A 12832-nucleotide genomic window follows, 5' to 3' on the forward strand; every position below is an offset into this window, starting at 1 on the left:
ATAAAGATGCCTCGATTCTTTACACTAAACAACGTATTTATTTATTTAGTAGGAGGATGAATATGAACCACGAACAAACACATATAAATATGCATACTGGTAAGGTGCCACAAGCGATGAATCACGGAGGACACGAACTCTTTGATGTTCACGAAACGCTAGCTGGTATGATCAATGTTTTAGATCAATTTATGATGTTTCGACAATACATTCAAGATGAAGAGTTAAAACAAATGTTAGACCGTCAATATGGCTTTATTTTAGAAGACTACAACCGCATTGTAGAATCTTTTTCAACTGGGCAAGACCCTTCTAGCCCAACGCAAACCTACAATATGGCAGAAACAAACGATTTTGTATATGGTTTGAAAGCTAGCCAACCTAAAAAGCCAAATCAATCGATTAACGACATTAGCGACAAGGGAATTTCAGGACATATGCTAGGATTATTAAAAGGTCATGCTTCACTCGTTACCATGACCGCGCTTGAAATCACAAACCCTATTGTGCGTCGTTTATTCGCTGATAGCGTTCCTAATTGGATTGAGATGGCATATGAAGTAGCTCACTATCAAAACAAGCGTCATAACTATCAAGTACCGCAGCTAGCTGCTCAAGATATGCAGCAAATGACGCAAGGGTTTGCAAAAGCTACACAATCCCCAGAGCTTCCAAACAATAAAACGTTACATTAAAAACCGCCTTCTTTTTAGTACTGGAAAGCCCTAATTAAATAAGACAAAGGAAAAAGCACCCCCTGAATTGTGTCTAAATAATGCATAACCCAGGAGGTGCTTGTCTTATGAACATTGCATGATTAGCCATGTGTTTTCAAACTGCTTTTTTGCAAGAGCTTGCCTCTCAATACAATAGTATAAAATTCCAACGTCCCCCCACATCATATTAAGTTGGTCGTCAGAATCAATTTGAAACAATAACTGCCAATCGCCTTTTCTACCAGAAAAATCTTCACATTCTTCCAAGACATCCCCTTGAATGTTCCACGTCGTTCCTCCAATTTGATGAAATGGAATATTACCATTAATTTCTAACATAAGAGCATCGAATTGACCATACAACTGATCGTCTTCTATATATGTATCTCCAAGACGAATATCATAACTAAACTGTACCTCACACTGTGAGTATACATTTGAAACGTCTACTTTTATTGTACTTAAATTCTTTGCTGAGCCTTCATAAAAAAGTACGCGCCAACCATTTTGTTGATCTTCTTCGCCATATGCTTCACCGTCGTAAAAGAAGTACAAATAGCCAGTTTCAGGAAGAAGAAAGTCTTTCTTCCACGTACCTTCTAGCTGAGATAAATTAATTTGACCAATAAACTGTAGGTATTCCCCATCCTTTTCAGGCCAGCAAAACTCTGGCGGTAAGTCTGGATATCCTCCTAATTTTGATGTACCAATGTTAAGTTCTTCAGCACGAGTGGGATGTACCATAATGCATGTATACAAAGAGCTATATATCTCTTCCTTTAGTGTTTGAAGTCCATGTTTTAAGATTAAATTATCCAATATATTCATTTCTTTCACCTCTAGGCTAGTATAGCACAAACCCATAAATGAAAACGCTACTTTCTCTTTTTCAAACCGTGCTGGGCATTGTTTCAATACATGTTCTTTAATCGTTTAGATAACACTTACTATATACACGTACTGAATAGGTGGTGAAACTTTGACGATTTTAAATCTTTTTCTCGTTGCTCTCTTAATTGGCTTAACCGCCTTTTTTGTAGCAACTGAGTTCGCAATTGTAAAGGTGAGAAGCTCTCGTATTAATCAGCTTGTTGATGAAGGAAATAAAAAGGCAATAGCAGCTAAGCATGTTATCACGCATCTTGACGAATATCTATCTGCTTGCCAGCTTGGAATTACCATTACAGCTCTCGGCCTTGGCTGGCTTGGCGAACCAACGCTTGAACGAATCCTCCATCCCCTTTTTAACGATTTCAATATTAATGAACGCTTAGCAGGCATTTTGTCATTTGTTATCGCATTTGTTATTATTACATTTTTACATGTAGTGGTAGGTGAACTAGCACCCAAAACATTCGCTATTCAAATGTCGGAACGAATTACTTTATTATTTTCTAAACCAATTATTTGGTTTTATAAAATTATGTATCCATTTATTAAAGCCCTAAATGGGTCAGCACAGCTTCTTACTCGTATGTTTGGATTACAGCCTGCTTCTGAGCATGAGGTAGCTCATAGTGAAGAAGAAATTCGGATTTTACTTTCTGAAAGCTTAAAAGGCGGAGAGATTAACCAGTCTGAGTATAAGTATATGAATAAAATCTTTGATTTTGATGATCGCTTGGCGAAAGAAGTAATGGTCCCTCGTACTGAGATTGTAACTGCATCAAAAGATGATATTGTAGAAGTTTTTCTTCAAGTTGCAAATGTGGAAAAATATACTCGGTATCCAATTATTGAAGATGGTGACAAAGATAAAGTGGTTGGACTTGTAAATATTAAAGAAATTTACAATGATATTGTATTTAACCAAAAAGATGGCACAAACACTTTAGAATCTTATGTAAAGCCGATTTTAAAAGTAATTGAAACCGTTCCAATTCATGATTTATTAGTGAAAATGCAAAAAGATCGGGTACAGATGGCTATTTTATTTGATGAATATGGTGGTACAGCCGGCCTCGTTACAATTGAGGACATTGTTGAAGAGATTGTAGGTGAAATTCGTGATGAGTTTGATGCTGACGAAATTCCATACGTCCAGAAAATTAAAGAAAATCATTATATTTTAGATGGTAAAATGTTGATTAGTGAAGTAAATGATTTACTTGGCACAGATATTAGCGATAAGGAAGTAGATACAATTGCTGGTTGGGTGCTAACTGAACGATTCGATGTTGGGAAAAACGATATTGTACAACATGATGATTTTTATTTCAAAGTGTTAGTCATAGAAGATTTCCATATCAAATACGTAGAAGTGAAGAAACGAAAAACACCTTCTTCAAGTAGTGGTAACGGTAAACAAAAAGAAGGATGAACCATTTGAGGTTTCATCCTTTACTTTTTTATTACCACTCGTCTTCTCCGCCAAATAAATCACTATCAAAGAGATCCTCACTGTCTTCTATGTCTTCTTGTATGTCATCAAATGCCACGTCTTCAAACATATCATCCATCAATTCTCCTAAAAGCATACCACCTAGCATACCAGCTGCAAACCCTCCCATAGCACCTCCAAGACCACTCATGCCTCTTTTATACTGGCCCTTTTGATAATGAGAAGGCTGAAAGTATTCATAGTTAGTTGGATTGTTAATCATCTCTTCAATAATTTGGTGTAATGATTGATGAAGCTTCGTACCGTTCCCTAATTCTTCCTTCGACAAATAAATCTCTTGCTTTATTTCACGTTCTCGACCAAAGCCTGGTAAATCAAGTTCAAGCAAAATACGAAGGCCTTTATCTTCTATGGCCACCTCAAACTCTAATTCACGAATACGGCTTTGAAATTGAGATGTTGGAAAAAACTCAAACTCTTGTTTATAACCGTTAAACTGGCCAGATTGATGCTTTTCTCTAAATCCTAAGCTTTCAAGCGCCTCGACAAACTGATACAGTGTCTCAGGCGCTTTAATACGAATAGCATCTCGATCTTTTGCATCTGCTCCACCTTCAATATCTAAATGCGTTTGAAAGAAGTAGCTGCAATTGCTTGCTGAAATGGGAATATTCATTGGTAACTCATATTTAAATCCCCATTCCTGCTCTTCTCCTTCTCTAATTAGAAAAGAAGAAACGGTTGGGATACTGGTCACTTTATGAGTATGAAACTCCCCGTTACGGCCGCGCATTTCCAGCCATAGTTCTACATTTATAAGATTAATGTGCTGCTCAACTTTACCACCTTGGACTTTGATTTTTCCTTCTACGTGCTCACCTAATGTATATGTACTTTCGTTCAAAATGAGGTCGACTTTTGCAGCGCCGACACCCATCTTTGCAAATATTTTCTTTAACATGATAATCCCCCTTTTGAATTCCTTACACTTACTTTACTATATACGAACACTTTTTATATAAGTTTCAACAAAAAAAGTTCTCACTCTGAGAACTTTTTCACACTGCTATCTCTCTCATTTTTTGTAAAACGTTAAGGTCACTTACTTCACCAATAAACAAAACAATGTAGCCAATGACAATAATGCTAACACCAATCGTTCTAATTAATTGAGCCATGATTTCCTCATCAAGTAGTAATTCCTCAAGCCACTTCATGGGCATTTCCCCCTCAGATATAGCTTATAGTTCTCTATTCTATGCATCCGCCCAGTTAGAAGTGAATATTCATTGGTACTAGAAAAAAATTGATAGTAGATACCCACCCAGTGCAGTTGCAAGTACAACAATCCAGGGAGCTACTTTCCAGTACATTAATAAACCAAAAGCGACAAGCGCTAATGCAAAGTCTGGCGTTGTTTTGATTGCACTAGTAAAAACTGGATCATATAACGCTGCAAGTAAGATTCCTACAACAGCTGCATTTACGCCCATTAAAGCTGCTCGTACGCTTGGCTTTTTGCGAAGAACGTTCCAAAATGGTAAGGTGCCGAGAACAAGCAAGAATGACGGTAGAAACATTGCCGCAGTTGCAACTAAAGCACCAGACCAACCAGCCGTTACCGTTCCAAGATAACTGGCAAACGTAAATAAAGGACCTGGGACTGCTTGCGTTGCACCGTATCCAGCTAAAAATTCAGATTCTGTTACCATGCCAATTGGTACAACTTCACGTTCTAGCATCGGGAGAACAACATGGCCGCCTCCAAAAACAATCGAACCAACTCGATAGTAAATATCAATTATGCCCATCCAAACAGTAGGAAATGCAGTACGCAAAAGTGGTAATCCTACTAATAACGCTATAAATACAATCCATGCCAATGCGCCAACTTTTCGGCTGATTGTAATAGGCATGTCTTGCACATCATCCATTTTTATTTCTTTATATAGAACATACCCTACTATCCCCGCAGCGATGATGGTTCCAATTTGTCCAATTGCACTTGGAAAAAATAAAGTAATTAGCGCTGCGAGTATAGCCATTGTAATACGTGGTCTGTCTGGGGCTAAGTTTTTCCCCATGCCAAGAACCGCTTGGGCCACTACCGCAACAGCAACAATCTTTAGGCCATTAATCCAGCCTGCACTTGAAGCGTCGAATCCTTGTACTAAATATGCAAACAAAATAAGTACAATAACTGAAGGCATCGTAAAACCTATCCATGACAGCACGCCTCCAAAAATACCACCGCGCAGCATTCCAATCGAAATGCCTACTTGGCTGCTTGCTGGACCAGGTAAAAATTGACATAAAGCAATTAAATCAGCATAACTTTTTTCGTCAAGCCACTTTCTCTTTTTTACGTACTCTTCTCTGAAGTATCCTAGATGCGCAATGGGCCCACCAAAGGAGGTTAAGCCAAGCTTAGTCGAAATAAGTAAGATTTCAATCCACCTTCGAAACACTGATTGATTCATGATGTATCCTCTCCTTCTTTTAATACTTCTCTTGCTAATTCACGAATTTGCTCTTTTGCACCTTCAAGCACCTCTTGACCTTTTTCGGTAATCGTATAATATTTACGAATTTTCCCTTTTACAGTTCGTTCTTCTTTTATTAAAAGCCCATCTTTCTCCAAATGATGAAGCGTAGGATAAATGGTTCCAGGACTAATATCGTAACCGTGGGAGTGCAGCTCTTCAATCATATATGACCCGTAAATTGGCTCGATGCTGGCATGGTACAAAATATGGATTTTAATACTTCCCAAAAAGAATTCGCGTAACATAAGGATCCCCCTTATCCAATATCATATTTTGATATCGGACATTGATATCATATCATGATAAAGTTAGTCATAATGTTAAGTGTTTGTAAACATTATTTTTTTTATTAAAATAAAAAAACCTTACCCAATGGAGGTAAGGTTTTTAAACTGTTAATATAGTAGGCGATTCCAATGATCTCCTTTTTTCTTATGGTGCGTACTTTTTTTATCATGATGGTTTTTTTCTTTTCGATCCTGTCTTTCCGCTCTACGCTCATCACGAATGCGGTGTCTTTCTGCACGATCTTCCTTCTTCTTGCAGTACCCTTTTTCTCTTTCTACTCGATCTTCCTTCTTTTTGCAGTGCCTTTTTTCTACACGACATTCTGCTTTGACATAACCTTCTTCTTTGCGCTTGCATCTTCTCTTCTTACATTTAGCTTCTGCTTTAAAGTAGTATTGATTTGATTGATGAAACTTTTTTTCTGCTTCTTTACGATGTTTTTCTGTCATATAAATTCACCTTTCAACATAGAATATTTTATTTATAGTAATAAACTATGTACAATCCTATACGTACGTGCATTGTTGTATTTAAGTAACTGCGCCTTTTTTTAGTTAACTTTATATTTCTTCTCAAAAAAAGCCTTTACATCTTTTGGATGTAAAGGCTTTTTTCACTGAATCATACGTTTAATTATATTATCTGAATAAAACTCTAATATTTCTCTTCTACGAATAATACCGATAAAGACTCCTTGGTCATCGACAACAGGTACGAAGTTTTGTTCAATTGCCTTCGTAATAATCCCTTCAATTTCTCCGTAAATTGGAATTGGTTGATAATCTTGATAACGATCAACTTCTGTTAACTTAATATTTTCCGTATCTTGAAAGCGATAATCGCCTAGACTTTTTAACTTCCAAAGCAAGTCCCCTTCTGTTAAAACACCAACATATTTACCTTCATCATCTACTAAAGGTACAGTAGAATAACGATGATGTTCCATCTTCTCAAGCGCCTGCCTTAAGGTTGATTGAATGTTAAGGGTTACTACTTCTTGTTTTGGAATTAAAAAAAATGCCAAATTCATTTTTTACTCTCCTTTTTTCCCACTAAACGTCCTTCTTATCTGTTTACTTTTCTTGTTATTTATTTCGAACAGCAACAAATTACAGTTAATTATACATAATTACACGTTTTCTTCGTTACTATTCCCTAACAAGTAAATCATCAATCCTATTTTACACATTTTATTCACTCTAATCGAGAAATTACATAAGTTCGCGCATTTAGTATTCCCGCCCATTATCGTCACCTTTTTAAACGTTTTGCGTACAATAAAAGTGTAATATAAGGAAGGAGGCGTTACGAATGGGTTCTTATGGCGGTTACAATGGTGGTTTTGCATTTTTAGTCGTACTATTCATTCTTTTAGTTATCGTAGGTTGCAGTTGCTATGGTGGCTGGGGATACTAATCAATAAGTGAAGAGCTGACTCGTCAGCTCTTCTTTCCTTTATATTACATATTCTTTACACACCTCAATATTCCTGCTATCTAATGCTATTTATCAGAATTAGATAGCATAGCAAAAAGCTCAGTATATAAACGGGACTGAGCTTTTTATTTTTTTTCTTATACACGCGAGAAATTTCCATTTTCCATAAAAAACTCCCACATAATTCTACTTGAATCAGGGCCCTTTTCATCTGTATAGCTTCCTTCTGTGCTTCCGCCAGACCATGCGTGTCCCATACCATTTATAATGTATTGATCAATTAAAATTTCTCCTTTGGAACTTGCGTATTGAGCATAAGTAAAATCTCTTCCAAAGTGCCTTTTTTCTTCTCTAACCGTTTTAGGCTTATTGTCAATCCATCCGTCAACCTTTCCATTAAACGCTAAATTATTTGTAGTAATCCACTGTTCTACAACTTGATCTGCATTTAAAACATTTACCGTAGAGTCAGCGTTTCCATGAAATACAATCACCGGCATCGGTTTAGCACGCTTACCCATTACTTGATGTGCAACTCTACCTTGTCTAACAGGTGGCGGACCTTGATGTGCCATGACTGCGTATGCATTAAATACGTTTAGTGCTGCCTGATACTCAAGTCCAGCCGCCACGCCGATTCCAGAAAATAGTTCAGGATACGTAACGCCCATAACGATGCTCATTGCTCCGCCAGCAGACAGTCCTGCAATAAACACTTTATCATGCTGAATAAAGTGCATGCGCTTTACTTTTTTAACCATCCCAGCAATAATAGCAGGCTCCCCCAAACCTCGTAGCTGATGAAGAGGCTCAAACCAGTTCCAGCACTTCTTTAAATTTGCATTGCTTGATTGCTGAGGGTAGATAACAATAAATCCTTTTTCATCTGCAAGTGTGTTCATATTTGTTCCTTTTGCGAAATCGTCTGCGCTCTGTGTACAGCCGTGCAACATAACCATAAGCGGATACGTTTTCAAAAAATAATAATTTTTAGGGAGATAAACTTTAAATTTCTTTCCTTGATAAGTATATGTTTTAAACGTACCACCAGATTGTGTTGAAAATTCCTGATCTTGATCTAAAGAGAGAAGTAACAAAGCCATAATAACAAAAGGTAGTGAGCCTGTCATAACATTCCACCTCTTTTTGTCAACGTTTTCATTTCTTCGTTTACATCTATATGTGAAAATTGTCACTAGCAGATGATAAAAGGACAAACAAATCGTTTGCCCAATTATAATTAAACGAATAAGAAAATCGTTATTGTACTTATTCTATACCCCGTTAGCTAGTCTTGAACACATTGATGTTCATATACTTCTATTCTATGAACGTTTTTTGACAAATATCATTTTTATTACGATAATCGAATGATGGTTAACGTGGCTCCAGCTCCGGTAGTCAATACGGCTGCACCCAGTAAACCAAACAACTGGAGTGAAATTGTTGAGCCTGCTGCTAAAGTGACTATACTCTCTCCCTTATAGTTTGATAAATTCACCAAGCCGCCTACAACTGTAGATGGCACTGCTGCACCATTGGTCACAATTCGTGCTGTCGCTAATAAGCCTGCTGTTGTATTAATTTGATAAGACAAATAGTATCTTCCTGCAGTTTGTACGGTGAAGACTGTATTTCCGCCACTTGGAATAATATCAGCTGAAATATTTTGAGTATCTGGAAGTGGAATATTTGTTCCTCCTAATACAACTGCAATTGTCGCTCCTCCAGTATTAGCTGCAAAAGCTGAAGTTGCTGTTGTGTTTGTACCAGCTTCACCAGTTGGACCTACTGGACCTTGGATCCCTTGCAAACCTTGCTCTCCCGTTGGACCTACTGGACCTTGGATCCCTTGCAAACCTTGCTCTCCCGTTGGACCTACCGGGCCTTGGATCCCTTGCAAACCTTGCTCTCCTGTTGGACCTACCGGGCCTTGAATTCCTTGCAAACCTTGCTCTCCTGTTGGACCTATTGGACCTTGGGTTCCTTGCAGACCTTGCTCTCCTGTTGGACCTTGAACTCCCTGTAAGCCTTGGGCTCCTGTTGCTCCCGTCGGACCTTGTGCCCCCACTGATGCAATTAAAGAATAATCAGCTGAGCTTCCAGGAAGACCTTGTGGACTTGGGTTATTTGTAATGTACGTACTTCCATTAAACGTAATAATTTGTCCCGCAGGATACTGACTTGCTTGCCCTGCGTTATAAGGTACACTGCCTTGTAATCCAATTCCTGTTATGCCTCTTAAACCTTGAGGGCCTTGTGCACCTTGTGGACCTCTTAATCCCTGAGGACCTAATGGCCCCTGCGCACCTTGTGGACCTGATAACCCCGCTGGTCCTGGAACTCCTTGAAAACCTTGTGGGCCTGGAATCCCTTGAATACCTTGAAATCCTTGCGGGCCTTGTGGACCAGTAGCACCTATTGGTCCAGTGGGTCCTGGTGGCCCTGGAGGTCCTTGCGGGCCTGGAGGACCAACAATATTTGAAATATTAACACTTTCTGGATTTGTAGAATTATTCTCGTTCATTCGTAGACTCCTTCTGCTTTATTTTTTTGTTCTAAACTGAATAATAAGTTGCTTGTCCAGATACTTACTACTTCTATGGAACAGCTTATAATAGATATGTTCCATTACATTTCCAGCTTCGTTACATTATATGTAAACACTTAAACACTGACACTAATTTGCATTTATCGTTATCAATCTACTTTTTAACAATAACCAAAATAATACGGCTACATAAACTAAACTTAGAAAGTGAGGGAGAAACAATGAGTGCTTCTATAAGTTTATGTATGATTGTAAGAGACGAAGAGGAAACGTTAGAACGCTGTTTGTTAAGTGTCCATCATTTAGTTGATGAAATTATTATTGTTGATACCGGTTCTGTTGATAATACTGTCAAAATTGCTGAAAAGTACACATCTAATATTTTTTTCCTAGAATGGAAAGATAACTTTTCATTCGCTCGCAATTTTTCGTTTTCAAATGCAACAAAAAACTATATCTTATGGCTGGACGCGGATGATTACCTAACAAAAAGGGATCAAACTGAACTTAAACAATTAAAAGACCAGCTCGATGATTCTATAGATAGTGTTACGATGAATTATCACCTAGCATTTGATGAAAACAATCAGCCAACATATAGCTTAAAACGTAACAGGTTAGTTAAACGTACTCGCCAATTTAAATGGATTGGTGCCGTTCACGAGTACTTAGAAGTATACGGAAAGATAATTGATAGTAATGTAGCAATTACACACGGAAAAGAAAAGAATACATCCAATCGAAATCTTCTAATCTATTTAAACAAACGAAAAAACGAAGAGGTATTTTCTACACGAGATCTTTTTTATTTTGCTAACGAACTAAAGGATCATCATCGATATAGTGAAGCACTAACTTATTATGAAGAATTTTTAAATAAACAAGATGGTTGGATTGAAGATAAAATCCAAGCATGCTTAAATAAAAGCTTTTGTTTTGAGAAAATGGGAGAAAAAGAAGAAGCAATACGTTCTTGTCTTGAGACTTTTACTTACAACACCCCCAGGGCTGAGGCTTGCTGTGCCATTGGAAGGCTATTCATGGAAAAACATAATTGGGAAAATGCTATTTTCTGGTTTGAAGTGGCATTGCAACAACCTAAACCGAGCTCTATGGCAATTCTTCATGAACCATCGTGGACGTGGATTCCCCACCTGCAGTTGACAGTTTGTTATGAAAAGATAAACACCATGGAAAAAGCTTACGCTCATCACTTGAAATGTATGGAGTTAATCCCACAGCACGCTAGTACTTTACACAATGAATCTTATTTTCAACAACGAAAACCTTTGGTTTAGCTTGAGTTTAGAATAGAAAGCTAAGCGTTTTAATAAATTTATAGATATATTTGCGGCCATTTTTGGAAACATTATGCATATAAAAAGAAAAGGTGGCGATAGTGTTGGATATTCCAAAAAAAGCAAAGCCAATGTGGAGAGAGGAAGTTAACCTCCCAAAAGGCAACACATTACAAGAAAATCGCAGGGTAGATGTGGTAGTAGTTGGTGGTGGGATTACGGGAATCACGACGGCCTATTTGTTGCAAAACGAAGGGTTAAAAGTGGCGCTTCTAGAAGCTAACGAAATTTTAAACGGAACAACTGGTCATACAACAGCAAAAATCACTGCTCAACATGACGTCATTTACGATGAACTGATTGGACATATTGGTGTTGAGCAAACAAAGCTTTATTATGAAGCAAATAATAGTGCTCTACACTTTATGAAAGATTTAATTGAAAAAGAAAACATTGATTGTCAGTTTTCAACTCAAGACGCGTACTTATACGGTGCTACATTAGAATTTGACCATCGAATACATAAAGAATTTCGTGCGTATGAAAAGCTTAATATTCCGTGTGACTTTAAAACATCACTTCCGTTTCAGTTTGATATTCGCGCCGCAACGATTATGAAAAATCAAGCTCAGTTTCACCCGCTTCAATATTTAGTTTACCTTGCTAAACAGTTTGTAGAAAAGGGCGGAGTGATTTTTGAAAACACAGTGGCAAATGATATTGAAGAAGGTACGTCGCCTACTGTCGTTACAAGGGATGGTCATCGAATTTCATGTAAGCACGTAGCAATTTGTACACATTTTCCTTTTTATGATGGAGCAGGCTTGTTCTTCACTCGTATGTATGCCAAGCGGTCATATGTATTAGCAGCAAAAACTGAGCAGAAATTTCCTGGTGGCATGTATTTAGGAGCAGATCAGCCAACACACTCATTGCGTTCAGCTACTTTAAATGGCGAAGAAGTTGTTTTAATTGGTGGCGAAGGTCATAAAACCGGACAGGGAATAAATACAGAATATCACTATCAATCGTTACAGCGATTTGCAGAAGAAAACTTTAACGTTCTTTCTTATCCATATCGATGGTCAGCTCAAGATTTAATTACAATTGATAAAATCCCTTATATTGGTAAATTAAAAGAAAAGAAAGAAAACATCTTTATTGCAACAGGGTTTAAAAAATGGGGAATGACACACGGAACAGTAGCAGCGCAACTTATTACAGACCTTATTATGCAACGAAAAAATCCGTATGAAGAAGTATATAAACCTTCTCGTTTTCATGCTGACCCAAGTATCCGCTACTTCTTACGTCAAAATTTAGATGTTGCTGATCACTTTATTCGTGGAAAGCTTGATTTACCAAAAAAATCAGTCGAACAGCTAGAAAAAGGAGAAGGAAATATCATTTATGTAAACAGTAAACGAGCAGGTGCCTACAAAGATGAAAGTGGAAAAATTCATTGTGTTGATACTACTTGTACACATTTAGGTTGCGAAGTAAACTGGAATGCTGGAGATAGCACATGGGATTGTCCATGTCATGGATCTCGCTTTTCTTATGATGGTACAGTCGTAGAGGGTCCAGCTAAAACGCCCCTAAAAGCCATTAATCTAAATGACGAAGAAGAAAGCACACAGTAACGTGTGCTTTCT

General features: G+C 37.6%; 13 protein-coding genes and 1 pseudogene. 5 read left to right on the forward strand and 9 right to left on the reverse strand.

Features of this window, described 5'->3' with window-relative positions:
* The first annotated feature begins 62 nt into the window (after positions 1-62).
* Positions 63-695, forward strand: coding sequence for a spore coat protein (locus tag EPL02_RS12660; protein WP_094910437.1), 633 nt, complete (start codon positions 63-65; stop codon positions 693-695).
* A 105-nt stretch (positions 696-800) separates the two neighbouring features.
* Here EPL02_RS12660 and EPL02_RS12665 read toward each other — a convergent pair whose 3' ends face one another.
* Positions 801-1544, reverse strand: a complete 744-nt coding sequence (locus tag EPL02_RS12665; RefSeq protein WP_165932568.1) for a YwqG family protein — start codon at positions 1542-1544, stop codon at positions 801-803.
* Positions 1545-1695: 151 nt separating this feature from the next.
* Between EPL02_RS12665 and EPL02_RS12670 the strand changes: the two genes are divergently transcribed.
* A complete protein-coding gene (locus EPL02_RS12670) occupies positions 1696-3036 on the forward strand; it encodes a hemolysin family protein (protein WP_131887906.1) in 1341 nt (446 codons plus the stop codon).
* Between the two features lie 31 nt (positions 3037-3067).
* On the opposite strand, the gene EPL02_RS12675 is transcribed toward EPL02_RS12670, so the two are convergent.
* The 6 genes from EPL02_RS12675 to EPL02_RS12695 form a co-directional block, all read right to left on the reverse strand.
* Positions 3068-4018: a sporulation protein gene (locus tag EPL02_RS12675; RefSeq protein WP_131887907.1), complete on the reverse strand. Its 951-nt coding sequence runs from the start codon at positions 4016-4018 to the stop codon at positions 3068-3070.
* Positions 4019-4115: 97 nt separating this feature from the next.
* Positions 4116-4274 (reverse strand): hypothetical protein, encoded by a 159-nt coding sequence (locus EPL02_RS20915; protein WP_165932569.1) that lies wholly within the window; start codon positions 4272-4274, stop codon positions 4116-4118.
* 78 nt (positions 4275-4352) lie between these two features.
* Positions 4353-5537: a chromate efflux transporter gene (gene chrA, locus EPL02_RS12680; RefSeq protein ID WP_131887908.1), complete on the reverse strand. Its 1185-nt coding sequence runs from the start codon at positions 5535-5537 to the stop codon at positions 4353-4355.
* Complete coding sequence (locus EPL02_RS12685; RefSeq protein ID WP_131887909.1) at positions 5534-5848, reverse strand: PadR family transcriptional regulator; 315 nt, start codon at positions 5846-5848, stop codon at positions 5534-5536. Before EPL02_RS12685 ends, chrA begins: the two co-directional genes overlap by 4 nt.
* Before the next feature lie 150 nt (positions 5849-5998).
* Positions 5999-6340 (reverse strand): hypothetical protein, encoded by a 342-nt coding sequence (locus EPL02_RS12690; protein ID WP_131887910.1) that lies wholly within the window; start codon positions 6338-6340, stop codon positions 5999-6001.
* A 164-nt stretch (positions 6341-6504) separates the two neighbouring features.
* Positions 6505-6921: a CBS domain-containing protein gene (locus EPL02_RS12695; RefSeq protein ID WP_094910443.1), complete on the reverse strand. Its 417-nt coding sequence runs from the start codon at positions 6919-6921 to the stop codon at positions 6505-6507.
* 281 nt (positions 6922-7202) lie between these two features.
* Between EPL02_RS12695 and EPL02_RS12700 the strand changes: the two genes are divergently transcribed.
* Positions 7203-7307: a YjcZ family sporulation protein gene (locus tag EPL02_RS12700; protein ID WP_076512409.1), complete on the forward strand. Its 105-nt coding sequence runs from the start codon at positions 7203-7205 to the stop codon at positions 7305-7307.
* Positions 7308-7465: 158 nt separating this feature from the next.
* Here the strand turns inward: EPL02_RS12700 and EPL02_RS12705 are convergent, their stop codons facing one another.
* Both EPL02_RS12705 and EPL02_RS21380 read right to left on the reverse strand, forming a co-directional pair.
* Positions 7466-8458, reverse strand: coding sequence for an extracellular catalytic domain type 1 short-chain-length polyhydroxyalkanoate depolymerase (locus tag EPL02_RS12705; protein ID WP_094910444.1), 993 nt, complete (start codon positions 8456-8458; stop codon positions 7466-7468).
* Between the two features lie 227 nt (positions 8459-8685).
* Positions 8686-9396: pseudogene (locus EPL02_RS21380) on the reverse strand (BclA C-terminal domain-containing protein); the annotation flags it as partial.
* 704 nt (positions 9397-10100) lie between these two features.
* Between EPL02_RS21380 and EPL02_RS12715 the strand changes: the two are divergent.
* Complete coding sequence (locus EPL02_RS12715; protein ID WP_094910446.1) at positions 10101-11177, forward strand: glycosyltransferase family 2 protein; 1077 nt, start codon at positions 10101-10103, stop codon at positions 11175-11177.
* Between the two features lie 131 nt (positions 11178-11308).
* Positions 11309-12820 (forward strand): FAD-dependent oxidoreductase, encoded by a 1512-nt coding sequence (locus EPL02_RS12720; RefSeq protein ID WP_205687729.1) that lies wholly within the window; start codon positions 11309-11311, stop codon positions 12818-12820.
* Positions 12821-12832 lie beyond the last annotated feature (12 nt).

This window comes from Bacillus sp. CBEL-1, from assembly GCF_004348885.1.
GTDB lineage: Bacteria > Bacillota > Bacilli > Bacillales > Bacillaceae_H > Priestia > Priestia aryabhattai_A.